This window comes from Brevibacillus sp. SYP-B805 (assembly GCF_011059135.1).
Lineage (GTDB): Bacteria > Bacillota > Bacilli > Brevibacillales > Brevibacillaceae > Brevibacillus_F.
This window is the reverse complement of record NZ_JAALGD010000001.1, coordinates 438,265-463,263: the sequence shown is the minus strand read 5'-3', so window position 1 is coordinate 463,263 and position 24,999 is coordinate 438,265. Positions and strand designations below refer to the sequence as shown.

26 protein-coding genes are annotated in these 24,999 nt (G+C 55.2%); 2 read left to right on the top strand and 24 right to left on the bottom strand.

All coding sequences use genetic code 11. From position 1 onward, the window contains the following. Window positions 1-31 precede the first annotated feature (31 nt). From G3578_RS02340 to G3578_RS02240, 21 genes are all read right to left on the bottom strand, one after another. A complete protein-coding gene (locus G3578_RS02340) occupies window positions 32-922 on the bottom strand; it encodes a MotE family protein (protein ID WP_165208203.1) in 891 nt (296 codons plus the stop codon). Between the two features lie 14 nt (window positions 923-936). After that, entirely contained in the window at window positions 937-1,383 is a 447-nt protein-coding gene (gene fliJ, locus G3578_RS02335; RefSeq protein ID WP_165208201.1) for a flagellar export protein FliJ, read from the bottom strand. Beyond that, on the bottom strand, window positions 1,383-2,702 hold the full coding sequence (gene fliI / locus G3578_RS02330; protein ID WP_165208200.1) for a flagellar protein export ATPase FliI: 1,320 nt from the start codon (window positions 2,700-2,702) through the stop codon (window positions 1,383-1,385). Before fliI ends, fliJ begins: the two co-directional genes overlap by 1 nt. Further along, entirely contained in the window at window positions 2,689-3,519 is an 831-nt protein-coding gene (locus G3578_RS02325; protein ID WP_165208198.1) for a FliH/SctL family protein, read from the bottom strand. Before G3578_RS02325 ends, fliI begins: the two co-directional genes overlap by 14 nt. Continuing rightward, the gene (fliG, locus tag G3578_RS02320) at window positions 3,503-4,516 is read right to left on the bottom strand and encodes a flagellar motor switch protein FliG (RefSeq protein WP_165208196.1); all 1,014 of its coding nucleotides are present in this window, start codon (window positions 4,514-4,516) and stop codon (window positions 3,503-3,505) included. The genes G3578_RS02325 and fliG overlap by 17 nt, the downstream gene beginning before the upstream one ends. Before the next feature lie 13 nt (window positions 4,517-4,529). Next, window positions 4,530-6,110, bottom strand: coding sequence for a flagellar basal-body MS-ring/collar protein FliF (gene fliF, locus G3578_RS02315; RefSeq protein WP_165208194.1), 1,581 nt, complete (start codon window positions 6,108-6,110; stop codon window positions 4,530-4,532). Between the two features lie 31 nt (window positions 6,111-6,141). After that, window positions 6,142-6,447, bottom strand: coding sequence for a flagellar hook-basal body complex protein FliE (fliE, locus tag G3578_RS02310; RefSeq protein WP_165208421.1), 306 nt, complete (start codon window positions 6,445-6,447; stop codon window positions 6,142-6,144). A 14-nt stretch (window positions 6,448-6,461) separates the two neighbouring features. Next, on the bottom strand, window positions 6,462-6,923 hold the full coding sequence (gene flgC / locus G3578_RS02305) for a flagellar basal body rod protein FlgC (RefSeq protein WP_165208192.1): 462 nt from the start codon (window positions 6,921-6,923) through the stop codon (window positions 6,462-6,464). 6 nt (window positions 6,924-6,929) lie between these two features. Further along, window positions 6,930-7,337: a flagellar basal body rod protein FlgB gene (gene flgB / locus G3578_RS02300; RefSeq protein WP_165208190.1), complete on the bottom strand. Its 408-nt coding sequence runs from the start codon at window positions 7,335-7,337 to the stop codon at window positions 6,930-6,932. 300 nt (window positions 7,338-7,637) lie between these two features. Then, window positions 7,638-8,417 (bottom strand): GTP-sensing pleiotropic transcriptional regulator CodY, encoded by a 780-nt coding sequence (codY, locus tag G3578_RS02295; protein WP_165208188.1) that lies wholly within the window; start codon window positions 8,415-8,417, stop codon window positions 7,638-7,640. Between the two features lie 35 nt (window positions 8,418-8,452). Further along, entirely contained in the window at window positions 8,453-9,850 is a 1,398-nt protein-coding gene (gene hslU / locus G3578_RS02290) for an ATP-dependent protease ATPase subunit HslU (protein ID WP_165208186.1), read from the bottom strand. A gap of 18 nt (window positions 9,851-9,868) precedes the next feature. Beyond that, window positions 9,869-10,414 carry an ATP-dependent protease subunit HslV gene (gene hslV / locus G3578_RS02285; RefSeq protein WP_165208185.1) on the bottom strand — a complete coding sequence of 182 codons (546 nt, stop codon included), beginning with the start codon at window positions 10,412-10,414 and terminating at the stop codon, window positions 9,869-9,871. Between the two features lie 6 nt (window positions 10,415-10,420). After that, entirely contained in the window at window positions 10,421-11,344 is a 924-nt protein-coding gene (xerC, locus tag G3578_RS02280) for a tyrosine recombinase XerC (protein WP_165208184.1), read from the bottom strand. 70 nt (window positions 11,345-11,414) lie between these two features. Next, window positions 11,415-12,719, bottom strand: a complete 1,305-nt coding sequence (trmFO, locus tag G3578_RS02275) for an FADH(2)-oxidizing methylenetetrahydrofolate--tRNA-(uracil(54)-C(5))-methyltransferase TrmFO (protein WP_165208183.1) — start codon at window positions 12,717-12,719, stop codon at window positions 11,415-11,417. Between the two features lie 36 nt (window positions 12,720-12,755). Next, window positions 12,756-14,834: a type I DNA topoisomerase gene (gene topA / locus G3578_RS02270; protein ID WP_165208182.1), complete on the bottom strand. Its 2,079-nt coding sequence runs from the start codon at window positions 14,832-14,834 to the stop codon at window positions 12,756-12,758. A gap of 83 nt (window positions 14,835-14,917) precedes the next feature. Further along, the gene (gene dprA, locus G3578_RS02265; RefSeq protein WP_165208181.1) at window positions 14,918-16,030 is read right to left on the bottom strand and encodes a DNA-processing protein DprA; all 1,113 of its coding nucleotides are present in this window, start codon (window positions 16,028-16,030) and stop codon (window positions 14,918-14,920) included. Window positions 16,031-16,211: 181 nt separating this feature from the next. Beyond that, window positions 16,212-17,123 (bottom strand): succinate--CoA ligase subunit alpha, encoded by a 912-nt coding sequence (gene sucD / locus G3578_RS02260; RefSeq protein WP_165208180.1) that lies wholly within the window; start codon window positions 17,121-17,123, stop codon window positions 16,212-16,214. Window positions 17,124-17,171: 48 nt separating this feature from the next. Continuing rightward, complete coding sequence (sucC, locus tag G3578_RS02255; RefSeq protein WP_165208179.1) at window positions 17,172-18,332, bottom strand: ADP-forming succinate--CoA ligase subunit beta; 1,161 nt, start codon at window positions 18,330-18,332, stop codon at window positions 17,172-17,174. Window positions 18,333-18,518: 186 nt separating this feature from the next. Next, window positions 18,519-19,565 carry a hypothetical protein gene (locus G3578_RS02250; RefSeq protein ID WP_165208178.1) on the bottom strand — a complete coding sequence of 349 codons (1,047 nt, stop codon included), beginning with the start codon at window positions 19,563-19,565 and terminating at the stop codon, window positions 18,519-18,521. A 490-nt stretch (window positions 19,566-20,055) separates the two neighbouring features. Beyond that, complete coding sequence (locus G3578_RS02245) at window positions 20,056-20,334, bottom strand: hypothetical protein (RefSeq protein ID WP_165208176.1); 279 nt, start codon at window positions 20,332-20,334, stop codon at window positions 20,056-20,058. A 71-nt stretch (window positions 20,335-20,405) separates the two neighbouring features. Continuing rightward, window positions 20,406-20,564: a hypothetical protein gene (locus G3578_RS02240; RefSeq protein ID WP_165208174.1), complete on the bottom strand. Its 159-nt coding sequence runs from the start codon at window positions 20,562-20,564 to the stop codon at window positions 20,406-20,408. Between the two features lie 133 nt (window positions 20,565-20,697). Between G3578_RS02240 and G3578_RS02235 the strand changes: the two genes are divergently transcribed. Then, window positions 20,698-21,165 carry an SRPBCC domain-containing protein gene (locus G3578_RS02235; RefSeq protein WP_165208172.1) on the top strand — a complete coding sequence of 156 codons (468 nt, stop codon included), beginning with the start codon at window positions 20,698-20,700 and terminating at the stop codon, window positions 21,163-21,165. A gap of 69 nt (window positions 21,166-21,234) precedes the next feature. On the opposite strand, the gene G3578_RS02230 is transcribed toward G3578_RS02235, so the two are convergent. Beyond that, the gene (locus G3578_RS02230) at window positions 21,235-21,552 is read right to left on the bottom strand and encodes a YbjQ family protein (RefSeq protein ID WP_165208170.1); all 318 of its coding nucleotides are present in this window, start codon (window positions 21,550-21,552) and stop codon (window positions 21,235-21,237) included. 302 nt (window positions 21,553-21,854) lie between these two features. Here G3578_RS02230 and G3578_RS02225 point away from each other — a divergent pair, with 302 nt between their 5' ends. Continuing rightward, window positions 21,855-22,019 carry a hypothetical protein gene (locus tag G3578_RS02225; RefSeq protein ID WP_165208168.1) on the top strand — a complete coding sequence of 55 codons (165 nt, stop codon included), beginning with the start codon at window positions 21,855-21,857 and terminating at the stop codon, window positions 22,017-22,019. 86 nt (window positions 22,020-22,105) lie between these two features. On the opposite strand, the gene G3578_RS02220 is transcribed toward G3578_RS02225, so the two are convergent. Both G3578_RS02220 and G3578_RS02215 read right to left on the bottom strand, forming a co-directional pair. Then, window positions 22,106-24,067 (bottom strand): electron transport protein, encoded by a 1,962-nt coding sequence (locus G3578_RS02220; RefSeq protein WP_165208166.1) that lies wholly within the window; start codon window positions 24,065-24,067, stop codon window positions 22,106-22,108. A gap of 104 nt (window positions 24,068-24,171) precedes the next feature. Then, window positions 24,172-24,978, bottom strand: a complete 807-nt coding sequence (locus G3578_RS02215; RefSeq protein ID WP_165208164.1) for a DUF2935 domain-containing protein — start codon at window positions 24,976-24,978, stop codon at window positions 24,172-24,174. Window positions 24,979-24,999 lie beyond the last annotated feature (21 nt).

Genomic DNA, 24,999 nt, shown 5'->3' with positions numbered 1-24,999 from the left:
AGTTGCTATGGAACGATAAACGTATGTACGCTTATCGGAGCAACTCGTTCGTAATGATGGCAGCCAATTGGCCGTCCTTCTTCGTGATCGCGGACATCACCTGTGCCCGCTTGTCGTCTGCCATGCCGGCAATGATCGAGATGGCCCTTTTCTGATTGGTCGTCATGAGGCTCATCAAGATGGTCGATGCATCTTCCGCCGGCATGGCCGAGAGCGTATTGATCAGCGAATTCAGGCTGGTGGAATCCTGCCGTGTGTCGCTCAACGCTTTGATCAACGCCTGCTCGCGCTGCTGCAGCGCGGCGATATCTTCGTTCTCATTGACGACCGTATCTTTTAACAGGATGGAGATGTCCGCCGCTTTCTTGGGGTCCATCTTGGACAGGATCTCCGACTGCTGCTCCGGCTTCATCTTCGTCATCACGGTAACCGCTTCTTCCAGCGACAAATTGGAGATGATCGAGGCGGCATTTTTGGAAGACATGGTCGTATAGATTTTGGCCAGATTCTGATATTGTTTTTGACGTTCTTCCTCCGTGGTGCGCTTGTTTTCCATCATCTTCTGCAAATCCTGCGTCTTCTTTTGCAGCTCCTGGATGGTGGCATCCTTTTTGGCAGCCTCTGTCTCATAAGTACTGATGGTCTGTTTGCTTTTGGCCAATTCGCTCTGCAGGGTAACCAGCTGTTTCTCCAGGCTTTCCCTGCTGTTCGGATCCGCTTGCGGTTCTACGGCGGTGTCCGGCACGATCTTTTCCACATACGGGATGGAATTGGCCCAGCGGAGAGCGCCTCCGATGACGTTCACCCCCAGCAGCGATAACAGCACGCCGCCCAGGAGAGCCGCAAAAAGCGCGGGGATCAGAATCATGTAAAAGAACCATTCCCACTTGCTGTACGATCTCTCTTCCTGGATCTCTTCCATATGCTCCTCACCCCCTAATGGCTCCTCCGCACATAACGGTTGATCCCGATTTCATCCAGTTCTTTTTGCTCACGTTTGCCTAGTTCATTGTGGAATCTTTCCATTGCTTTTTCGCGAAGCCGCTGCCAGAGCTGGGTTTCCTGCATCTTTCGCGTCAAGGTTTGCTTGCGCGCTTCCACTTCCTGTTCGCAGCCATGCAAGGTGCGCTGTTGGGAAAGGATGGCCTTGTCCACAGCCTGGCGGTAGCGGGTAATATCGATCAGCCGGGCAGCCGTACATGCCTGAACCTGCACCTCGTACAGAAATTGCGTCAGCTCTTCCCGCCGCTCGTTCAGCTGATAAAGCTTCTCCTCTTCTTCCCGCTGCCGCTGCATGGATTTGCCGAGCGCCCACGCCGCCTGTTCCTTTTCCCGTTCTTTCAAATCCAGAACCTTTTGGAGATGAAAATGAAAGGTTTTCATCAGCGTACGCCTCCAAAGTGAGCGGTTAAGGCTTTGAGGGTGCTCTCCCAGTCGGATGGCTCATGAGTACCCTGTGCGGTAAATTCGCGAATGATGTCGCGATAGCGGATGGCAGCATCGATATCGCGGTTGGTTCCCATCTTGTAGGCACCGATGTTGATCAGATCTTCCGCTTCCTTGTAGGTAGCCAGGTGGCGCTTCAGTTCGCGCGCGGCTTCCAGGTGTTCGTCCGAGCAGATTTCGGACATCACCCGGCTGACGCTGGCCAGCACATCGATCGCCGGAAAGTGGCCTTTTTGCGCGATTTTGCGGTCAAGGACGATATGCCCGTCCAAAATCCCCCGCACCGCATCCGCAATCGGATCGTTCATGTCGTCGGCATCCACCAGCACCGTATAAAAAGCCGTAATGCTTCCCTTATGGGCGGTGCCAGCCCGCTCCAGCAGCTTCGGCAGCAGGGCAAAAACCGACGGTGTATAGCCTCGGGTGGCGGGCGGTTCGCCAATGGCAAGCCCAATCTCCCGCTGGGCCATGGCAAATCGGGTTACCGAATCCATCATCAGCATGACGTTCAACCCGCGGTCGCGAAAATATTCGGCGATGGCGGTCGCGATCATGGCTCCCTTGATCCGGATCATGGCGGGCTGGTCAGAGGTGGCGACGATCACGACAGACCGTTGTAATCCTTCTTCCCCAAGATCGCGCTCGATAAACTCCAATACTTCGCGTCCCCGCTCGCCGATCAGGGCAATCACATTGATATCCGCCGTCGTATTGCGGGCGATCATGCCCAACAGCGTGCTTTTCCCCACGCCCGACCCGGCAAAAATGCCGACACGCTGCCCCTTGCCCACGGTGATCAGGCCGTCGATGGCGCGTACTCCCACGGAAAGCGGTTCAGCGATGCGCGGTCTTTTCAGCGGATTGGGAGGCTGGTTATCGGTTGGCACACTGGCCAGTCCAAACGGCAGACTCCCCTCCAGCGGGCGTCCCAACCCGTCCAGCACCGTGCCCAGAATCTCCGGCCCCACCCTCACCATCAGCGGCTTGCCGGTCGCCACGACATCGCAGCCGGGACCGATGGCGGATACCTCGCCAAGCGGCATCAGCAGCACCTTGTTGTCACGAAACCCGACGACTTCCGCCAGTATCGGCTCCTGATGCTGCTGGGAGTGGATCAGGCAAATCTCCCCCAGCTTGGCTTCCGGGCCCTGCGATTCGATGGTCAGGCCGACCACCTGCGTCACTTTTCCGTTCACCCGCACCGGATCGAGATGATGAAGCGCGTGACGGTATTTGGAGAGATCAAGAACGCTCATCTGTCTCACTTCCCTGTGCGATCTCCATCAGTACCTGCTTGATTTCCTGCAGCTGCGTATCGATGCGGGCATCGACGCTGCCAAGCGGTGTTCGAATCACGCAGCCTTCGTCCTGTACCGTGTAATCCGGAAAAATCGACAATTCCGCCTGGCCGTCAAGCAGGGCCAACAGCTGCTGGCGATGTTCCATCAGAAAATCAAAGTAGCGATGGTTGACACACAAGGTAATCGGGCCCTGCACACGGGAGCGGCGCAGGACGCGGCGGGCAAGCTCCAGAATTTTCTCCGGCGCCTCCGACAGCTCCTGCCCGATCACCTTTTTGGCAACCTCCATGCTCAGTTCCACCACGAACGGTTCCGCTTCCGCTATGATCTGCTCTTTTGCCCGATAGGCGGACTCCAGCACGTCACGGGCAGTCTGGATGGTCTGCTGCTCTTCCTGGATGACAAACGCCTTGCCTTCCTCAACCCCCTGCGCGAACCCGGCCTGCCGTGCTTCCGCTTCCGTCTCTTGAAAAAGCTGCTCCGCCTCCTGCCGCTTCTGCTCCCACCATGCGGCAATCTCGGCCAGCGCCTGCTGTTTCAGCTGTTCCGCCTGCGCGGCGGCATCCTCCAGCATGCGGTTGGCCGTCTTTTCCGCGTCGAGCAGAATGGCTTCCGCCTCGATTTTGGCATTTTCCACTTCCGGATGAATTAGTTGCAACTTTTCGGAAGCTTGTACCGTCTTAGGAAGTGGTGGTGCTTTTACGGAGAGTATGATCGCTTCCTTGGAATGGGCGTAACGGGTCGACTTGATGATCCTAGACAATGATATCATCTCCTCCGCCGCGGGCGATGATAATCTCACCAGCCTCTTCCAAGCGACGAATGATCGCCACGATGCGCGATTGCGCCTCTTCTACATCGCGCAGGCGAACCGGACCCATAAACTCCATCTCTTCCTTGAAAGTATCCGCCATCCGCTTGGACATGTTGCGGAAAATCACTTCGCGCACTTCCTCGCTTGCCACTTTCAGCGCAAGCTGCAGGTCGGTGTTTTCCACGTCGCGGATAACCCGCTGAATGGAGCGATTGTCCAGCGTGGCAATATCTTCGAAGACGAACATCCGCTTCTTGATCTCTTCCGCCAACTCGGGATCTTGAATCTCCAGCGAATCGAGAATCGTCCGCTCCGTCCCCCGGTCCACACCGTTGAGGATGCTGACGATCGCCTCGATGCCGCCCGCCTGCGTGTAATCCTGGGTGACGGTGGCGGAGAGCTTCTGTTCGAGCACCTGCTCCACCTGCGCGATCACTTCCGGCGACGTACTGTCCATCAAGGCGATGCGCTTCGCCACGTCGGCCTGGCGCTCCTGCGGCAGGGCGGACAGAATCATGGCGGCCTGGGTTGGCTCCAGATAGGACAGCACCAGCGCAATCGTCTGCGAATGCTCGTTCTGGATGAAGTTCAGGATCTGCCCCGGATCCGCCTTGCGGGCAAAATCGAACGGGCGCACCTGGAGATTGGCGGTCAGCCTGTTGATAATGTCCATCGCCTTGCTATCGCCGAGAGCCTTTTGCAGAATCTCTCTGGCGTAGGTGATCCCGCCCTGGGCGATCACTTCCTTGGCGACGGCAATCTGGTGAAATTCGGCCAGGATCCTTTCTTTTTCTTCATTATCTACTTTTCTGACATTGGCGATTTCCAGTGTTAGTTGTTCAATTTCATCTTCCCGCAAATGCTTGAACACCTGTGCGGACACTTCGGGCCCAAGCGAGATGAGAAGAATCGCAGCCTTTTGTCTACCTGTCAATTCTTTGGTGCCGCGAGCCATTGGTCCTCACTCCCTAATCTTCAGCTAGCCATGTGCGGAGCAAAACGACAAACTCGTCCGGTTTGCTGCGCGCCAGCTTTTCCAACTGTTTGCGGACGACCACTTCGTCCGTATCCTCCTTGTACTGGAGGTCCGGAACCTCGAACGGCTGCGGTGGTGGCAGATCCGGAATGCTCTCTTCCTGCTGCTGCTGCACTTGTCGGCGCCGACGGAAAATCAGGTATCCGACCGCCCCAAGGGCCAGCAGAGCGACGGCTCCCGTGCCATAGAGAAGAGCCGGGCTCAAGAGCGACTGCTCTTGGACGATTTTGCCGGAGAAGGTGCGCGGGAATACGGTAATGCGCTGATCAATCTGATCCTGCGTCAGGTTCTTGTCACTGAGCGTGACGCGGACGACCGTCCCCAGGATCTGCCGGATGTTGGCGATCGTCTGTTCATCCAGCTGTCCGCCATCCGGCGGCTCTACGCCAATGTTGATGCCGATATCTACAATTTTATAAGGGCTTAAGGTGATGTTGCGCGTAATACGATCCACTTCGCGGTTGACCGTATCGTTGATCTCTTCATACTGGCTGTTTGTTCCCTGCGGATTGGATCCCGGGAAGCTGGGCACATCGTTCTGGCCGGTACCGGCCGCGCCGCCCGGAGGCGTTCCCTGACCGGTAAAGGTTTTGGACAGTTTTTGGGCACTGATGATCAGGCCTTCATTGTTTTCCCTGTCAGGCGCTTCCACCCGGTTCTCGACACGGGTTTCCTGCGAAAAGTCCATCTGCACGGTGGTGTGTACCACAACCTTGTCACGACCCATCAGGGTGCCCAGCAGGTTATATAAGTTCTGCTGGATCTCTTTTTCCACATTCTTCTTGATCTCTTCCTGCTGCTGGTATTGGGTAAGCGACCCCTTGCTGGCGTCTTTGTCCGGCAGCTCAAGCAGATTGGAATATTGGTCCGTGATCGTGATGTTTTCCAGCGGAAGCTTTTTTACGCTGCGTGAAACCATGTAATAGAGGGATCGGATTTGTTCAGGGCCGAGCCGTGTTCCCGGTTCCACTTCGACGATCACGGAGGCGGTTGCCTGATCGGGGGTCTCTGTTACCCAGACGCTTTCTTCAGGCAGGGTCAGCATCACCTGTGCACTGCGCACGCCGCGTACATGCTCCAGCATATTCTTCAATTCCTGCTGGAGCGCGTCTTTCTCCAGCACGTCAAACTGCCGGTCGGTGATGCCAAATGATCCCGTCCCGGAAAAAATCTCCGTGTTGATGCCAGCCTCGCTGGGAATCCCCTGCGCCGCCAGGTCCACAATCACATCCTGCGCCATTGTTTCCGGGACTTCGATGCCGGTACCGTTGCCGGTGATCCGGTATGGAATGCCCTGACTCTCCAGCTGCTGCCGAATCAGCCCCACTTCCTGTTCACTCAATCGCTGGTTATACAGCGACTTGTAAACCGGCTGCGATGCGAAATATATGTATAGGCCAAGTGAGAGGAGAAGAAACAGCGACAGGGATGAAATCAGCCACTTTTGCTTGCTGTTCAGGCTGTTCCATTTTTCTTTTACCAGTTCTCTGTATCGTAGCAGACGTTCGTTCATGATTCACCTCGCCAGGGGATACCAACAATCGTCAAATCGACATACGCATGATCTCTTGATAGGACTCGATTACCTTGTTTCTTACTTGCAGCGCTGTTTGCAGGAGGATTGTTGATTTTTGGCTAGCTATCATCACTTGGTGGATATCCTCGACCTGACCGGCAGCAAAGAGCTTGGTCATCTTTTCCGAGTCAAGCTGCGCCTGGTTCACTTCATTCAACGCATCTGCCAAATAGGATGCGAACGACTTGCCAACTTCCGAAGGAGCAGCGGTGGCAGGCTGCGGCTGCTGCGCGAACGAGAGCCCTGTCACCGATGAAAGACGATTCAGTTCCATCATTTACTCAGTCCTTATTTTCCATTGATTTCGAATGCTTTCATCATCATGCTTTTCGCAGCGTTCAAAACGGTTACGTTCGCTTCGTAGGAGCGGGAGGCGGAAATCATGTCCACCATCTCCTTCATCATGTCAACGTTGGGGAGCAGCACGTAACCTTCCGCATCTGCATCGGGATGTTCCGGATCATAAACTCGCTTGAACGGCGTCGTATCCTCTTTGATAGCAGTCACGCGGACGCCCTGTTCCACGCCGCCGGTGATGTTGCCGATGGCCGCCTGCAGCAGGTCGTCGAAGCTGTCATTCGTTTTCGGTGTCACTTCCACGATCTTGCGGCGGTAAGGCTCCCACACCCCGTTGACCATCCTGGCCCGCGTGGTGTTGGCATTGGCCACATTGGCCGCGATCGTATCCAGGCGGAGGCGGTTCGCGGTTAATGCCGACGCACTCGTATCCATGGCTCCAAACAACTTCATGGCTGATTACCTCCCTCCACCGTCAATCACGCTGCGCAATTTTGAAAAATAGCCGTTTGTCAGTTGAACCAAACCGTTGTACCAGATCTGGTTTTTCGCCAGACGGTTCATCTCGTACTCCACATCCACATCGTTTCCGTTGTTTTGCACAAAGGCATTGGGATTGGAAACGATCTGCGGAGCTGGCACATCGGATCCATTGCCGAACGGTATATGGCGCGGATCCGTTCGGTAAGCAGAGAGGGTGGGCGTTGTACCGTTCAATTCCTGCTGCAATAGTTCCTCGAACACAACCTGCTTGCTCTTGAAATACGGGGTGTCCATATTCGCAATGTTGTTGGCGATGGTTCGCTGCCGAAGCATGCTGGCATCCAGGGAGCGTTCTAAAATCCGCAGCTGATCGGTGTTAAACAACTTTTTTCCCTCCACACTGAAATTTATCCAGAATATTCTACGATTAAATTGGTATTTCCTTCTTTTTCGACAGCTAAATACGACATCATCATAACAAATCCAACTTTATGAAAAAAGCACAATCTTGTGGAAAGGAGATGAATTCTTCGTTAATCCGATAGAAATAATCCATTAGTTGGAAAAAATGACGGTGATTTTCCCGGGTCATGTGAGACTAATTGCCTATTTGGACACAAAAAAAGCCAGACAATGTCTGGCTTTTTTCCTATAAAACAAACCTTCTGATTACGGGTTTGCCGCTTAGGACGTTTTTAATTTTTCCAATTCCGGCAGCAGCTTTTCATTCAGCACTTTAATAAACGTTCCCTTCATCCCCAGGGAACGGGATTCGATCACACCGGCGCTTTCCAGCTTGCGCAGCGCGTTGACGATGACGGAACGCGTGATGCCGACGCGATCGGCAATCTTGGACGCCACCAGCAGTCCTTCCTTGCCTTCCAGCTCTTCGAAGATATGTTCCACCGCTTCCAATTCGCTGTAGGAGAGAGAGCCGATTGCCATCTGGACAACCGCCTTGCTGCGGGCTTCTTCTTCAATCGCCTCTGCCCGCTCCCGCAGAATCTCCATCCCGACCACCGTTGCCCCCACTTCGGCGAGGATCAGGTCATCTTCCACGAACTGTTTGTTCAGGCGCGCCAGGATCAGCGTGCCAAGGCGATCGCCGCCGCCCATGATCGGAACCAGCGTCGTCCAGCCGGTGCGGAACACCTCTTTCATTTCCACCGGAAACGCGGTATACGGGCTGTCAACGTCGAGGTTGGCAGAGGTTTCTTCCACTTTTAACAGCCCCAGGCTGTACTCTTCCGGAAAGCGGCGCTCTTCCAGCATCTTGCGGATGCGCGCGTTGTCAATCTCCTGCGCAATCGCATAACCGAGCAGCTTTCCTTTTCTGCTCAGGACAAAAATGTTGGCTTCAATCACATCGCACAGCACTTCCGCCATCTCGTTGAAGTTGACGGCGTGTCCGGCCGATTTTTGAAGCATGCGGTTGATTCTTCTTGTTTTGGACAGCAAATCCATTCCCATTTCCTCCTGACGGTTTCCTTTCAACCTGTTTATAAGATGTATTGGCTTAGGTCGCGATTTCCGACAATGCCGGCCAATTTCTCGCGGACATACTCGGGTGTGATTTTCACCACATCCAGGTGAATATCCGGGGCTTCAAAGGAGAGATCTTCCAGCAATTTTTCCAGGATGGTATGTAATCGGCGGGCCCCGATATTATCCGTCGATTGGTTCACTTCGGCTGCCAGGCGTGCCAGTTCCTGAATCGCCTCAGCGGTAAATTCCACCCGGACGCCTTCTGTCTCCAGCAGCGCCGTATACTGCTTGATCAGCGCGTTTTTCGGTTCCGTCAGAATCCGGACGAAATCTTCCACGCGCAGACTGGTCAGCTCCACCCGGATGGGAAAGCGCCCCTGCAATTCCGGGATCAGGTCGGACGGTTTGGCCATATGGAAGGCGCCGGCCGCGATAAACAGCATGTAATCCGTTTTGACCGGGCCGTATTTGGTCATGACGGTCGAGCCTTCCACGATGGGCAGGATGTCGCGCTGCACGCCTTCGCGCGACACATCGGCGCCGCCGCGCCCCTCCTTGCCGGCGATCTTGTCGATTTCATCGATAAAGATGATGCCGTGCTGTTCGGCGCGGTGGACCGCTTCCTGCACCACTTCGTCCATATCCACCAGTTTTTGCGCTTCTTGGGCAATTAATACCTTGCGCGCTTCCTTTATTCGCAATTTTCTCTTCTTGGTCCGCTTCGGCAGGAAGCTCCCGAGCATATCCTGCATCTGCATCCCCATCTGCTCGGCGCCGGGAACCTGGAACAGGTCGAGCATGGAGGGTGATTGGTCTTCCACCTCGATCTCAATCATTTGTTCCTCCAGCTGGCCGGCATCAAGCTGCCAGGCGACCTGCCGACGCTGCTGTTCGATGGACGGATCTTCGGCCTGGGTCGCGTTCGTCTGCGTCTGCTGCTGTCCGCCAAACAGCATCTCCAGCGGATTTTTAAACGCTTGCTGCTGCTTGCGGGATGGGACAAGGGTCTCCACGATTCGCTCGTTGGCCAGTTTCTCCGCCTTCTCCTTCACCGCTTCCATCTTTTCCGCCTTGACGTTGCGGATGGCGGTCTCCACCAGATCGCGCACCATGGACTCCACATCGCGGCCGACATAGCCCACTTCGGTAAACTTGGTCGCTTCCACCTTGATGAAGGGGGCGCCGGTCAGCTTGGCGATGCGGCGGGCGATTTCCGTTTTCCCTACCCCGGTCGGCCCGATCATCAGGATGTTTTTCGGCACCACGTCTTCCCGGATGCTTTCCGGGAGACGGCTGCGGCGATAGCGGTTGCGCAGGGCCACGGCGATGGCCTTTTTCGCCTGGGCCTGGCCGACGATATATTTATCCAGGTGTTCCACGATCATCCGGGGAGTCAATTGTTCGAGGTTCATAGCCCGTATCCTCCCAGCTTAGCTAGTCATCTCTTCAACCACCAGATTGGCATTCGTAAACACGCAGATCTCCGCGGCTGTGAGAAGCGCCGCTTCCGCGATCTCCCGCGCGCTCAGGTGAGGGGCATGCTTTTTCAGCGCCCTCCCCGCAGCCAGGGCATAGCTGCCGCCCGAACCAATGGCGAGAATGCCGTCATCGGGTTCGATGATCTCGCCGTTGCCGGAGATCAGCAACAGATGCTCGCGGTTCATCACGATCATCATGGCCTCCAGCCGGCGGAGCACCCGGTCGGAGCGCCATTCTTTGGCCAATTCGACGGCGGCCCGCTGCAGATTGCCGTGATACTCCTCCAGCTTGCCTTCGAATTTCTCAAACAGGGTGATCGCGTCCGCCACGGAACCGGCAAAGCCGGCGATCACCTCTCCGCGAAAAAGGCGGCGCACTTTCTTCGCGCCGTGCTTCATCACCATGCTGTTGCCAAACGTCACCTGACCGTCCCCTGCCATCGCGGCTGCTCCCTGATGATGGACGGCAAATATGGTTGTCGCGTGAAATTGCTCCACGTCTCTTCACCTCCCGCGTTTCTGCGCGCGCGGATGCGCTGACTCGTAAACGTGACGCAGACGCTCTTTTGTTACATGCGTATACACTTGTGTCGTCGAGATGTTCACATGCCCGAGCAGTTCCTGTACCGTGCGCAAATCCGCTCCCGCATTCAGCAGGTGCGTCGCAAAGGTATGCCGAAACGTATGGGGCGAGATGTCAGCCGACAAGGCGGCCCGCTCCACATATTTGTCCACCACGCGGCGCACGCTGCGGTCGGAGAGGGGTTCACCGCGGTAATTCAGCAAAAGCATGCCGTTCTCTTTCCTGCCCGCAAGCAGCTTCACTCTGCCTACTTCTAGGTATTGCCTGATTGCCGCCAATGCATAACTGCCGATCGGCACATAACGCTCCTTGGCTCCTTTTCCGTATACCAGCGCGATCCCCATTGACAGGTTGATGGCGTGCACGGGAAGGGTGACCAGTTCGCTGACGCGCATGCCGCTTGCATATAGCAGCTCAAAAATGACCCGGTCCCGCTGGCCGAGCGGCGTGGAGCAGTCCGGCAATTCCAGAAGCTGCTGGATCTCCTGCGGATACATGAAGGAAGGAAGCTTCTTCTCCAGCTTCGGCGTCGAGACGCTTTGAAACGGATTTTCCGTTACCCTTCCTTCCCGCAGCTGGAAGCGGTAAAAGCTGCGCAGGCTGGACAGTTTTCTCGCGATGGTGCGCCGCGAGATCCCCCTTTTGGCCAACTGGGCCAAAAACGTGCGTCCGTCTAAATAAGAAACAGCAGCAAATGCGGTGATTTGGTGCTGTTGCATAAATGCGACGAATTCCTGGATATCGGCCATGTATTGGCTGAGGGTGTAGGGCGATGCGTTTTTTTCCACCTTTAAGTAACGGGAAAAATGTTCCATCTCCGTGGATATTTGCTCCGAAATGTCCATCCCAGACGCACTCCCCCAAGGGCAACTTAATAGTAACACAGCGTAAAAATGGATAGCAACTAAAATTGTGTCATTTTCGTGTAAAATTCTGAATTGTGTCCAGCGCCCGTGCGGCCAGGCGTTCATTTTTCTCCTTTTTGTTGCGGATACGGACGGGCAGCGGCGGCAGAAGGCCGAAGTTGGCGTTCATCGGCTGAAAGTGGTTCGCATCGGTCGTGGTGATGTAATGCGCCATGCTGCCGATCACCGTCTCCGGCGGGAAGACAAGCAGTTCCTCCCCTTTTGCCAGCCGCGCCGCATTCAATCCCGCCAACAGCCCCGACGCAGCCGATTCCACGTAGCCTTCCACCCCTGTCATCTGCCCCGCGAAGAAAAGATTGTCGCGGTGCTTGTACTGATAGGTGGGGCGCAGCAGTTTGGGCGAATTGATGAACGTGTTGCGGTGCATCACGCCGTAGCGGACGATCTCCAGATTTTCCAGGCCCGGGATCAACGAAAAGACGCGCTTCTGTTCCGGCCATTTCAGGTGGGTCTGAAAGCCCACGATGTTGTACAGGGTGGCCGCACTGTTATCCTGCCGCAGTTGGACAACGGCAAACGGCTGCTTGCCTGTCCGCGGGTCAATCAGTCCCACCGGCTTCAGCGGACCAAACAGCATCGTCTGGCGTCCCCGCTTGGCCATCACTTCAATCGGCATGCAGCCTTCGAAGTAAATCTCTTTTTCAAACTCTTTCAGCGGCACGGCCTCCGCCGAGATCAGCGCTTCATAGAACCGGTCGAACTCCTCTTCCGTCATCGGACAGTTGAGGTAGGCCGCTTCTCCTTTGTCGTAGCGCGAAGCGACAAACACCTTTTCCATGTCAATCGAATCTTTCTCCACGATCGGCGCCGCCGCATCGTAAAAATACAGGTATTCTTCACCGGTCAGGACCTTCAGCTTCTCCGACAGCGCCGGAGACGTAAGCGGGCCGGTGGCGATGACCGTAATGCCTGCCGGAATCTCCGCCACCTCGTCGGTGATCACCTCAATCAGCGGATGATTGCGGATGGTGTCGGTGACGTATCCGGCAAATTCGTGCCGGTCCACGGCGAGGGCGCCGCCTGCCGGGACCGCGCACCTGTCCGCCGCCGCGATGATGACGGAGTTCAGCCGGCGCAGCTCTTCCTTCAGGACTCCGACGGCGTTGGTCAATGTATTGGCCCGCAGCGAGTTGCTGCAGACCAATTCGGCGAATTTATCCGTATGATGCGCCGGGGTTTGTTTCAGCGGGCGCATTTCGTACAGCTTGACCGGCACCCCCGCTTCTGCAATCTGCCAGGCCGCTTCGCTGCCGGCCAGCCCGGCCCCTACAACCGTGACGTATGTTTCTGTCATGATGCAATCCTCCCAGCAGAGGTTCTCCTCCATCTCTTACGCGTCTGCTTCTTCCTGGTAGTCGCACTGGGTGCAGGCAACGCCGATCCCCTGCTTCTTCCGCTTCTTCTCCACAAGCAGCCCGCCGCACTTCGGGCAGGGCCGCGCGATCGGTTTGTCCCACGAGACCCACTCGCACTCGGGATAGCGGCTGCAGCCGTAAAAAACGCGGCTCTTTTTGCTTTTCCGTTCGATGATGGCACCGGTTTGGCAGTGCGGGCAGGTCACCCCGATTTCTTTCACGATCGGTTTGGTATTCCTGCATTCCGGAAAACCGGAGCAGGCCAGGAATTTGCCGAAGCGGCCCATCTTGTACACCATATGGCGTCCGCACAGGTCGCACTGTTCATCGGCCACTTCATCCTTGATCTCGATATCTTCCATCTTCTCTTCCGCTACTTCCACCCGTTTGGCGAAATCCTGATAGAACTGATCCAGTACCTTCACCCAGTTAATGATGCCTTCCTCGATTTCGTCCAGCTCCGACTCCATCTGCGAGGTGAATTCGACGTCGAGGATTTCAGGGAAAAACTCCTCGATCAGCGAAATCACGATCTCGCCCAGCTCGGTGGGGACGAAGCGCTTCTCTTCCAGCGCCACGTACCCCCGTTTTTGAATCGTTTCCAGCGTCGGGGCATAGGTGGACGGCCGCCCGATGCCCAGTTCCTCCAGCGTTTTGACGAGGCGCGCCTCCGTATAGCGCGGCGGCGGCTGGGTGAAATGCTGGGCGGGTTCGATGCCTTGCTGGGTCAGCGTCTGTCCTTCTTCCAGCGGGGGCAATAAGGCATCCTCTTCATTGCCGCTGTCATCGCTTCCCTCAATGTACACTTTCATGAAGCCGGGAAACTTCACCTTGGAACCGGAAGCCCGGAAATGGACGCCGTTTGCCTCGATCTCCACGCTCATCGTATCCAGGATGGCGGATGCCATCTGGCTTGCCAGGAAGCGTTCCCAAATCAGCCGGTACAGGCGCAGCTGGTCGCGCGACAAGTAGTCTTTGACGGAGTCGGGCGTGCGCATCACCGATGTCGGACGGATCGCTTCATGGGCGTCCTGGGCCCGTTCGCTTTTGCCGTGTTCCCGCGCTTCGGTCAGCGCATATTCCTGGCCGAAATGCTCCAGGATATAAGCTTTGGCTTCCTGCTGGGCAGTCTGGGAAATCCGGGTGGAATCGGTACGCATGTAGGTGATCAACCCGACCGTGCCTTCCTTGCCGAGATCGATCCCCTCATACAGCTGCTGGGCGATCATCATGGTCTTGGCGGTGCGGAAGTTCAGCTTGCGGGCCGCTTCCTGCTGCAGGGAGCTGGTGATGAACGGCGGGGCGGGATTCCGCTTGCGCTCCCGCTTCTGCACTTTTTTCACCACATACGGATGGCCGGCGACCCGGTCGAGAATCTCCTTCACGTCCGCTTCGGAACGCAGCTCCACCTTCTCGTCGCCGAAGCCGTGGAACTTGGCGTCAAACCCTTTTCCGTCGGATACGAGCTTGCTGGTGATCGTCCAGTATTCTTCCGGCGTGAAGCTGCGGATCTCCTTTTCACGGTCGATGATCAATTTGACCGTGACGGACTGCACGCGTCCGGCACTGAGCCCCTTGCGCACCTTTTTCCACAGGAGCGGACTGATGTTGTAGCCCACCAGCCTGTCGAGAATGCGGCGGGCCTGCTGGGCGTTCACCAGATCCATGTTGATGTGGCGCGGATGTTTAAACGCCTCCTTGATCGCATCCTTGGTGATCTCGTTAAACACCACCCGCAGCGGCTGGCTCATATCCAGTCCCAGGTACTGGGCCAAATGCCAGGCGATTGCCTCCCCCTCGCGATCCGGGTCGGCGGCGAGATATACTTTTTTCACTTTCTTCGCCGCATCCTTCAGCGACTTCAGGACATCTCCCTTCCCGCGAATGGTGATATATTTCGGTTCATACGATTTTTCAACGTCAACACCCATCTGGCTTTTCGGGAGGTCTCTGACATGGCCCATGGACGCTTTGACGATATATTTGCTGCCTAAATATTTGCCTATCGTTTTCGCTTTTGCCGGGGATTCGACTATTACGAGTGCTTCAGCCATTTATTTCCTCCCCCTCGAGGTAATAATCTCCCCTATTATTCAATATGGTTTTCCATTTGTCAAACGCCATATGCCTGCCGGTGCTACTCACGGCGCGCATAGTAACCTCCCGGCAGGCTGATGATGCATCCTTTGGTCTCCAGGCAAACCAGTTCCCGATCCATCGTGCGCCGCGCCTCCGGGTCCAAAGCCTCATGAAGATGGTCCCAATGGACGGGCTCGTACGGAATCAAGGCGAGCAGCTTCCGCTCCGCCTCTTCAAGCCGAGGCGCTGCCGCCGGTTGGATGCTGCGGCGCAAGGCCGGTACAAGATGGGGGAACTCGTCAAGAATGTCTTCCCATCCTGTTACTAGCTTTGCACCTTGTTTGATCAGGTTATGCGGGCCCGCGCTGACTTCGGAAAAAATGGGCCCAGGCACGGCAAACACCTCTTTGCCCTGCTCCAGCGCACAGTCGGCCGTGATCAGGGAGCCGCTCTTTTCCGCCGCTTCGATCACCACCACGCCGAGCGAAAGGCCGCTGATGATCCGGTTGCGCTCCGGAAACAGCCCCTGCCGCGGTGGCGTACCCGGCGGATATTCGGACAGGAGCAAGCCGGATGATTCCACCTGCCGGTACAGCGGTCGGTTCACCGGGGGATATACCTGATCGATGCCGCATCCCAGCACCCCGACCGTCCCCGCGCCGCTCCGCAGGGCTGCCCGATGCGCCTCCGCGTCAATCCCGCTGGCGACGCCGGAGACAATGACAAAACCCGCCTTCGCCAGCTGTTCACACAGCCGTGCGCATGCCGCTTTCCCATAAGGCGTCGGCCTGCGCGTCCCGACGACCGCAATCAGCGGCCGGTCAAGCCAGCCCAGCTCCCCTTTGTAAAAAAGCAGAAGAGGCGGGTCGGGAATATGGGTCAATGCGGCCGGAAAATCCGCATCCAGCAGGCAGACGAATCGGATACCGGCAGCCACACGCTTCCGTTTCTCCTCCCAGACCCGCTCGGGCGTCAATCGCTCCCGCAGCAATCGGCGCAGCTGCGTGTCGAACAGCAGCGAATCGTCCCGCTTTTGTTGAATATGACCGGCAAAATCAGCCAACGATCCCCATGTTTCCAGAATGTTTCGCAATCTCTTCCGCCCGACACCCGGCGTCGTCGCGAGCGCATACAACCAGTCCCGCTCCTCCAGTCCTGCCCGTTCCGTCATCTTCACCAACACCTTTATGATGAAAAACCTGTTGACGTTTTTCATGAAATGCGGGCGTGACCGTTCGCAGCCGCAAAAGACGGACTCGCCCGTTTTGTTTTTTCATTATAAAAGGTATTTGCGGGGGAAAACAAAGAAAAAAAGAAGAGGACGCCCATGCGTCCCCTTCGACGATTTGCACTTACTTCACGGGAGAGGTGATGACTTTCTCCAGCAAGCCTTTCTCTTTCAGCACTTCCACGAGCGTCTCCCCGATCACGGCAGGCGTTTTTGCCACGCGGATGCCGCATTCTTCCATCTTCTTGATTTTCTCGGCAGCCGTACCCTTCCCGCCGGAGATAATCGCGCCGGCATGGCCCATCCGTTTTCCTGGAGGAGCGGTTTGACCGCCAATGAAGCCGACAACCGGTTTTTTCATGTTGGCCGCGATCCATTCGGCCGCTTCTTCCTCGGCGGTGCCGCCGATCTCGCCGATCATGATCACCGCTTCGGTATCCGGATCTTCATTAAACAGCTTCAGCACGTCGATAAATTCCATGCCTTTCACCGGGTCGCCGCCGATGCCAACCGCCGTGGATTGGCCGATGCCGCGCGACGTGGTTTGATGAACGGCCTCATACGTGAGGGTGCCGGAACGGGAAACGATGCCCACTTTTCCGGGCGTGTGAATGTATCCCGGCATGATCCCGATTTTGCACTCGCCCGGCGTGATGACGCCAGGGCAGTTCGGCCCGATCAGACGGGTCTTTTTGCCTTCCATGTAGCGTTTCACTTTCACCATGTCGAGCACCGGAATCCCCTCGGTGATGCAAATCACGAGATCGAGCTCGGCATCTACCGCTTCCATGATGGCGTCTGCGGCAAACGGCGCTGCCACGTAGATCACGGACGCGTTTGCTCCTGTTTTGGCTACCGCTTCGGCCACGGTATTAAATACCGGGATGCCATCCACCTCGGTGCCGCCTTTGCCGGGAGAAGTACCTCCGACAATGTTGGTGCCGTATTCAATCGCCTGACGCGTATGGAACAGACCTGCTTTTCCTGTGATACCCTGTGTGATAACCTTCGTATTTTTGTTAACCAGAATACTCATCGCGTTTTACCCCACCTTTTCTCCGTGTCGCACTCATCAAAACGCCGCTTACTTTACCAGCGAGACAATCTTTTGGGCGCCGTCTGCCATGGATTCGGCCGCTACGATATTCAGGCCGGACTCGTTCAGGATCTTCTTGCCCAGCTCCACGTTGGTGCCTTCCAGACGAACCACCAGCGGACGATCCAGCTTCACCTGCTTCGCTGCGGCAATCACCCCGTTGGCGATGACGTCACACTTCATGATGCCGCCAAAGATGTTGACGAAGATGCCTTTTACTTTCGGGTCTTTCAGGATGATCTTGAAGGCTTCGGTTACTTTCTCTTCGGTAGCGCCGCCGCCTACATCCAGGAAGTTGGCCGGCTCACCGCCATAGAACTTGATGATATCCATGGTGGCCATCGCCAAACCCGCGCCGTTCACCATGCAGCCGATGTTGCCGTCAAGGGCGATATAGGAAAGATCGTATTTGGACGCTTCGATTTCTTTTTCATCTTCTTCGTCCAGATCCCGCAGTGCCACGATTTCCGGATGACGGAACAGCGCGTTGCTGTCGAAATTGAGCTTCGCGTCAAGCGCCATCACTTCGCCGTCACCGGTTACGACCAGCGGGTTGATCTCCGCGATGGAGCAATCTTTATCCACAAACGCTTTGTAAAGGCTCATCATAAACTGAGCGGCTTTCTTGACCAGCTCATTCGGAATGTTGATCGCGTATGCCAGACGTTGGGCCTGGAAAGGATTCAGTCCGGTTACCGGATCGATCACTTCTTTGAAAATCTTCTCCGGCGTACGTGCCGCTACTTCCTCGATCTCCGTGCCGCCCTCCTCGGACGCCATCATGACAACGCGTCCCGTGGAACGGTCAACCACAAGGCCGACGTAGTATTCTTTCTTGATATCGCAGCCCTGTTCGATCAGAAGGCGCTTTACTTCTTTGCCTTCCGGGCCTGTTTGGTGCGTGACAAGCACTTTGCCGAGGAGCTGTTCCGCGTAAGTGCGCACTTCATCCAGATTCTTGGCAACCTTGACACCACCCGCTTTTCCGCGGCCGCCAGCGTGAATTTGGGCTTTCACGACGACGACGGAGGTGCCCAGTTCTTTCGCTGCCGCTACCGCTTCCTCCACGGTAAACGCGACGCGGCCTTCCGGCACCTTCACCCCATACTGCTTAAGTATCTCTTTGCCTTGATACTCGTGAATGTTCATTCTCCATCCTCCTATGGCAGTAAAAAGATAGGCAGATTTTGGCCCAGCATGAGGTATTCTCTATATGCGGGTGAAATCCTGCCAACAATCATGCAACGTTTACTATTCTACGACAATTTTTGCAAAAGTGGTAGTGCTGCACTCTTAGCCTCACCAAATAAGCCGCTTCTCATGAGGAGTAGCGGCTTAATTTTGCATGCTGCCAACAAGCTGCAGCAAGGTTTGGTCAATGTGCGGATGCCGATAGCGCTGCCCGTCCAACACAAAAGTACTGTCGTACATTTTCAGGGTATGGGGTACCCCGCCGACGACGAACACGACCGTATACAGCTCTTTCCCTGCCGCAGCGGGCTGGTTGGAGGGAATCCCTTGATGGAGAAGCCGGATCATCTGATGCAGAATGGCTTGATTTTCGATGGAACGGTCCACCTTCCAGACCTGATGCTTGACTTGGGCTGCGCTGCCCGGATATAACCTGCATTCCATCGCTTTAAAAAGCGGGGCGATCGGATTGAGTGCGGTCGAATGCGGCGGCAGCCATTCCGTCAAGCGCGAAAAGAGCTGGCTGGAGCCATCGTAATAAAGCGTTTCGTTTCCCCATTTCACGGCAAACATCGTCGGGGTGAGCAAAGATACCTCGATCATCTGCCCGCCGTTATCCAGCTTCAGCCGATAGTCGGGATACACGGGGTAGCGTTTCTGCTCTTCACCGGGGTGGTACTTCGCCGTGCGCAAAAGGGAAGCAATCTCCGCCGATTGCCGGCCATCCAGGGCAAGCGAACGATCCAGATCGCCCGCGCTTGCTTCCACAGCCTGTACAGGGGCAGCAAGAATCGCTTCTGCCGTCAGCTTCCGAATCCAACGGTAAAAGCCCCCTGCTCCTTTCCCGCTGTAGGAGACATTGCCAATCTGGCTTGCCTCTTTTCCTACTTCCACAACCAGCGGTGCCTCTCCCCTGCGGCGGACGATCAGGGTATAGCGCAGGTCCCTGTTCTGCAGCGGCTCTTCCACCCGCTGCAGATCCTTATCCTGCTGGCCAAGCTCTTCCAGGAATACCGGCAGATTCAGCGTAACCTCCTTCCCGTCCGTCGACAGCACGGAAACCTTCTCGATCGCTTCCAGCTCCATGTCAAACCGATTCTGCTCCATGCGCTCCTGTTTGGAGGCCGAGCAGGAAACCAGCAGCACACAGCTTACCAGCAGCGGGAAGCACGCACGCCAACACGTTTTCATCAAGGAATTCCTCCTTTTCCCGGCGAACCTATCCGAACGGGCGAAGCGCATGTCCTGGGTCACGGGCTGCTTGAGCCCAAGACGGCGGCTGATCGCGCTGCCCGTCATGGCGAGGCAGCAGGACAGAAAAACGGACAGGGTCACGCTTCGGGGATGTGAGCGCCGGTTAGGAAAATGGTACTGATCAAAGCGGCCATCATGCCCATCCGTGTTTGCCGAAAGCGAGAAAATCGCTCAAATATCCTAGATAACTTTTTCTATTTTCGGGACTTTTGTTGGTATTATTGTAAAATGACGCTAACTTTTTTACCAGTCCTGAAGAAAAAAAGCTTTATCAAAAGGATGAAAATACCGATAAAGAAGATAGACGTTCGTTACCATTCATTTCGCCTGGTTGAGCCAACCAGGCATTTTTTTTGCCGTTTTGATGCGCCGGTTGTCCCCAAATAACACAGAAGAAGAGCATCGCTGCTCTTCTCCCGACGTTCCATTATGGGGAAGGGATGCCCTCGGCACCCATCTCCACCAAGATATCATTCCGCTGATTTTGGTGGACCAGAACGTTTTGGTCCTTCACCTGATAGTCATAGCCTTTTTTCTGCAGAAATGCTTCCACTTCCTGCTGCTGCTTCTTGGACAATTTGTAGGAAACCAAATTGACATAGGGAGAGCTATCCTTCTTGCTGGTGATCGCCCAGGTGGCGGCGATGGCGAGCACCACGAGCAGCACAACCCCTATCCAAACGGAACGTTTCTTTGTCAATGCCATCCCGATACCTCCTCCAGCCAGATGATAACTTGTAACGCTATCATGCTACCATTCCGGCCTGGCCGGGTCAATCAATGAACCGCAATCCGTTTGTCGGGGTCATCGCGATGATTGGCAAAATAGGTGACACAGCGGTCGAGATAGAAAGATAATGGCGGACATTCAATGCCGCCTACACGCAAGTCGGCAGCGGCCATCGTATTGTCGTACTTGGCCCGGAGATTCCCCAAGAAAATCCGTTTGATCAGCCGGGTGGCAATGAAACCAGGAAAACCTGTAAAAAATAGATGATACCCATTGCCCCTCCTTTCGTGAATTCTTATTATTTTGTATAGTTAGAATAGTACAAGGGAGGGATATGTAGTGGACAAGTTGATTCAACTATCCTTACAGATCAATCGGCCCGTGGAAGAAGTGTTTCGGATGTTTACCGTAAATGAACATTTGCAAGGATGGTTAACGCAGGAAGCAAATGTGGAACCTATGGTAGGTGGCAGATACGAGCTGTACTGGAACCCTGCCAACAAGGAAGTGGACAGCACGATCGGCTGCAAGGTGCTGGCGATCGAGGAGAACAAGCTGCTGGCGTTCGAATGGAAAGGCTCCAGTCAGTTTCACCATGTGATGAATGAGGTTCGTCCGCTGACTCACGTGATGGTCTTCTTCTATCCACGGGAAGAAGGAACGGAAATCCATCTGCTGCATACCGGCTGGAGGGATACGCCTGAATGGGAGGAAGCGCGGGAATGGTTTACCAAGGCGTGGAGCATGAGCTTCTCCTCCCTGGAAAAATATCTCAACCGCCAATCCGTTGAAAAATGCTGTGAATAAGGAAAGGGGCGGCATCCGAAAGCCGGTATGCCGCTTCTCTGTTTATGGGGATATTGCGGCCATTCTCCGCTACTCTTTGATTTTGACGGCCGTCCCGGTTGCCACACAGATCATCATGCCTTCCCGCAGCGTTTCGAAGTCCAGATCGACGCCGATCACGCCGTTGGCCCCGAGCCGTCTTGCTTTTTCCTTCATTTCCTGCAGGGCGAGCTCTCTTCCTTCCGCCAGCTTGCTCTCGTAAGCACCGCTGCGGCCGCCGATAATGTCGGTGATCCCTGCGAGAAAGTCGCGTACCACATTGGCCCCGAGGATAACCTCACCGCTGACAATCCCCAGATACTGTTCAATCTCCAATCCCTGCAGCGTGTTGGTGGTGGTTACGATCATGCTCCATTCCCTCCTCGTAGAAATAGTATCCCCATTAAATCCTGCCGTGAATTCCGCTTCTGTTTACGCCTTGGCAGCCCTGGCGTTATTTCGAGTGACAAGGATGACAAGTCCAAGGTACATGCGTTTCTTTCAGAATAGAGCACCAGGACTTTTGCCATCAAGGAAGATGATTCGACAGATACCGACATGCCGCGTCTATTACAAACCGGTCTCCGATCATCCTCATGAAATCTTGTGTTAAAATTTCGTCTGCCCTGCATGTATAATCTGGGTATGCTGTATGTTTCAGGAGGACTGCAATGCCGATTTCAAGTATTGTATTGTTGTTGTTCATCTTGGCCATTCTGTTTTTGGTCATTGGTTTCATCACGCGAAAAACAGCATGGAAGATCATGGGAATGTTGCTGCTGGGCGCATTTGCCTGCTTCACCTACGTGGTTTTGCGAGCATTAAGCCGCATGTAAACGTTCGCACGTCACCACGGGCGCATCGCCAACAGACAGAAAGAGAGTGCCCGTTTCTGGACACTCTCGCTGCCCCCTATCGCGTTTCATGGTTTTGCCTTAAGCAGAAGCAGGTACTTGATTAGCGCCTCTTGTTCTTGTCGGGAAAATCCAGCGGCGGCGTCTACCCAGTACTCATGGCCGATGCCCTCCACATGGACCTGCTGCAACTTGGCTGATCGGTTCGCGGCAACCACTTGCTCCCGAAGCTGCCTGTCCACAAGCGCCCGCAAGCTGTTTGCCGGATCAGGCTGGATGCCTTTGTCCAGGGTGCCGGGGAAACCAAGCTGCTTCTTCGCGTCAGGTCCCACCGCTACCCCGCCGTCATGCAGGTAAGGAGCCGTCCAGTACAGTCCGATCAGGCTGGGCGTTTTGTATCCCCCGGGAGAATCCCCTTTGGCAAAGGCCAATCTAATTTGTTCGGGATCAAGCATTGCTGTCGGAACCTTCAAGACTTTGGCGTTTGGCGGCACGGGCACCGGCGTGTCCGGCGGGTAAATGACCGCTTCTCCCCAGATTTTTTCCGTTCTTTTCAGCGCTTTCGCTCGGGACGGATCCGTACCGATGACAGGGGCCGGAACGATGCGATTGTTCGTGTAAAAATCGCCGGCGTGACACTTGATACACGAGGCCCGTTGGAATACGTCCCTCCCCATTTCCAATGTCGCCGCATCGGCCGCAATCGGCGGGGCAGGCGGCACGAGCCGGTTCTGCCAGACGGACATCGCATTGTTTTGCTCGTTCACCTTGGTTCCGGGCGAACTGACGATCAGCCCATCCGGAGCGATTAACGTTGATTTCGGGAAGGAAGGCGGCAAGATGACTTGGTTTACACCGGGCGTCCCCGGCGTCGGGTCCACGCTGGCGAAGAACTCCGATGGCTTCATCCCTTTTCCCGGCGCATAACGGTATTTGGGGTTGGCCGCATTCTGCAGGATCGTTCCGATATACACCTCTTTATCGATGCCGAACAATTCGCGGCTTACTTCGGACTGGGTAAGGGAATCGGAATTTTGCGCGTGTACGTTGTTGTTGAAGGTGCTTAACCCTTTAAAGGGGCCGGCCATGGCATGTCCGCTCCAACCGTACGGAAAATCCCCGAGCGTAAATGAATCGGGAATTTGCGCCGGATTGCTTTGCATGTCAATGGTGGAATCAAAATTGCCTTTGGGCCATTTCAGCGCGTTTGCGTCAACGGCATTTTCCAGCGTTTCGGGATCAGGGAGAGCCTCCCTTTTTCCCTCGCTGGTTTCGACCGTTCGATCCAGATTTTTCATGTACTTCTTCAGCGATTCAATATCCGTATGTGTAAAGTAGGCGGCCGAGTTGGTTGCCATGGCCAGGAACAAGCCTGCGTTAATGTCTGCGTTCGGCGCACCCTCTATAATCTGTTTCGTGTCGCGGTCCACCGTGGCATGGCAAGCCGCACAGGTAATCCCGGCTTTCCATGTTCCTTCCGAATACTTGAGCGGCATGCCGAGGATTTGATTCCACCCTTTGGGAACATCCAATCCCGTGTCCACTTTGGTTCCTTTTTTGAATGTTTTTCCGCCTATGGTAACGGTTTTGGCGAGTTCCACCTGCAGGTTTGATGTACCCTCGCCTTTTAATTCCTCAATTGCTTTTTTCACGTTGGACAGCGTTATGGGGCCGTTGAAGGCGCCCATGATGTCGGTGATAAACACTTCGTTGCCGAAGGTTTCTTCATAGAACGCCTTTTTTCCCAAATCAACCAGCTTCCGGTCAATCATTACCGCGCCGTTTTGCGGCGACAGCAGGGCTCGCCCTTTCGCTGTTTTCCTTAGCTCTTCCGCTTCTTTTTGCGTGATGGTTCGTCCCCAAAGGTCGTAAGCGGGTTCGTTTTCACCAGCATGTTGTTCATTTTGGGCAATTCCGCGGAAACTGCCGCTTTTCACGCCAGCCTCCCTTTGCTTTGCGTCAGTGATGCCGAGACTGGCCAAGAATACGATGGCAGCAAAAAGGAATATGATCCATTTGGCGCTTCTCATGATCCTTTCTCCCTTATCTGTGAATGAAGTACCAGGTATATTGTTATGTTTTGGACCAAAATTATTCCTTTTCTTTGAAAAATACTCCCCCGCGAGAAATGCGGCTATGCTTGGGGACGGGGCCTGACCGGACTGCACAACGGTTGTTGAACGTTCGTTACTTCCGACAGCTTCGTCAGGTAGTAGCACTCTTCTCTTGCCATGTGGTCAGGAATGAGAGGTGACAGCGTACCGATCATCTGTGCACGCATGCTGAGCTCTTCCAATTCTTCCAGAAACTTGGCAAACAGCAGAATCTCCCATTCGGCCTCATGGTTAAACCGCGTCAAGGCGGGAAACTCGTGCAGATGGGAGCGCATGTAGCCAGCGATTTCAATCGCTTTCAGGTACAATGCTTCAAAGATCTTGATAAAATCCATACTTTGTTCCAGCAGCCGCTTTTCCACCAGATCCACCGAACGAGCGAGCCCGGATGCATGCGCGGCTGCATCGGACAGCCACAGCAGATGATGGTGGATCGGATGCTGAAGCGGCGGGGCTTTGTCAGCCAACAACCAAGACAGTATCCCCAGATATTCATCCGCTTCGTTCACCATGTGATTGAGAAAGGTAAGCGGGAAGTACGCCTTCCCCATCAGCCCTTGCCGAATCAGCAGAAGTTTGAAGTTTCGAAACTCCTGCGTCAAAGCGTTCGCCTGCTGATGCAATCCCTTCAATTGTTCATCGCTCAACTCTTCGTGAGATTGCGTCAACAGGCGGTCGTATGCGGCAATAAAACAGAGCGCGCGTTCACTCTCCGCTGCCGCTTGGCGTGGTAAAGCGTTGAATATGAAGCGGGCGTGATCCCCCAAAATTTGCAGCCAAAATTGATGCTCGAACACCGCTGTTTGCTTCCATGTTAGATCGCTCAAAACCTTCCCTCCGGAATCAGC

Excerpts from the sequence above, each read along its gene's own strand:
- codY (WP_165208188.1), bottom strand. The coding sequence starts at position 8,417 with ATGGATTTGCTGTCCAAAACAAGAAGAATCAACCGCATGCTTCAAAAA.
- G3578_RS02340 (WP_165208203.1), bottom strand. The coding sequence starts at position 922 with ATGGAAGAGATCCAGGAAGAGAGATCGTACAGCAAGTGGGAATGGTTC.
- fliJ (WP_165208201.1), bottom strand. The coding sequence starts at position 1,383 with ATGAAAACCTTTCATTTTCATCTCCAAAAGGTTCTGGATTTGAAAGAA.
- G3578_RS02220 (WP_165208166.1), bottom strand. The coding sequence starts at position 24,067 with ATGAGAAGCGCCAAATGGATCATATTCCTTTTTGCTGCCATCGTATTC.
- hslU (WP_165208186.1), bottom strand. The coding sequence starts at position 9,850 with ATGAACCTCGAACAATTGACTCCCCGGATGATCGTGGAACACCTGGAT.
- sucC (WP_165208179.1), bottom strand. The coding sequence starts at position 18,332 with ATGAACATTCACGAGTATCAAGGCAAAGAGATACTTAAGCAGTATGGG.
- G3578_RS02250 (WP_165208178.1), bottom strand. The coding sequence starts at position 19,565 with ATGAAAACGTGTTGGCGTGCGTGCTTCCCGCTGCTGGTAAGCTGTGTG.
- xerC (WP_165208184.1), bottom strand. The coding sequence starts at position 11,344 with ATGGACATTTCGGAGCAAATATCCACGGAGATGGAACATTTTTCCCGT.
- trmFO (WP_165208183.1), bottom strand. The coding sequence starts at position 12,719 with ATGACAGAAACATACGTCACGGTTGTAGGGGCCGGGCTGGCCGGCAGC.
- G3578_RS02230 (WP_165208170.1), bottom strand. The coding sequence starts at position 21,552 with ATGATCGTAACCACCACCAACACGCTGCAGGGATTGGAGATTGAACAG.
- G3578_RS02245 (WP_165208176.1), bottom strand. The coding sequence starts at position 20,334 with ATGGCATTGACAAAGAAACGTTCCGTTTGGATAGGGGTTGTGCTGCTC.
- flgC (WP_165208192.1), bottom strand. The coding sequence starts at position 6,923 with ATGAAGTTGTTTGGAGCCATGGATACGAGTGCGTCGGCATTAACCGCG.
- fliG (WP_165208196.1), bottom strand. The coding sequence starts at position 4,516 with ATGGCTCGCGGCACCAAAGAATTGACAGGTAGACAAAAGGCTGCGATT.
- fliF (WP_165208194.1), bottom strand. The coding sequence starts at position 6,110 with ATGAACGAACGTCTGCTACGATACAGAGAACTGGTAAAAGAAAAATGG.
- dprA (WP_165208181.1), bottom strand. The coding sequence starts at position 16,030 with ATGACGGAACGGGCAGGACTGGAGGAGCGGGACTGGTTGTATGCGCTC.
- topA (WP_165208182.1), bottom strand. The coding sequence starts at position 14,834 with ATGGCTGAAGCACTCGTAATAGTCGAATCCCCGGCAAAAGCGAAAACG.
- fliE (WP_165208421.1), bottom strand. The coding sequence starts at position 6,447 with ATGGAACTGAATCGTCTTTCATCGGTGACAGGGCTCTCGTTCGCGCAG.
- fliI (WP_165208200.1), bottom strand. The coding sequence starts at position 2,702 with ATGAGCGTTCTTGATCTCTCCAAATACCGTCACGCGCTTCATCATCTC.
- G3578_RS02325 (WP_165208198.1), bottom strand. The coding sequence starts at position 3,519 with ATGATATCATTGTCTAGGATCATCAAGTCGACCCGTTACGCCCATTCC.
- G3578_RS02225 (WP_165208168.1), top strand. The coding sequence starts at position 21,855 with ATGCCGATTTCAAGTATTGTATTGTTGTTGTTCATCTTGGCCATTCTG.
- sucD (WP_165208180.1), bottom strand. The coding sequence starts at position 17,123 with ATGAGTATTCTGGTTAACAAAAATACGAAGGTTATCACACAGGGTATC.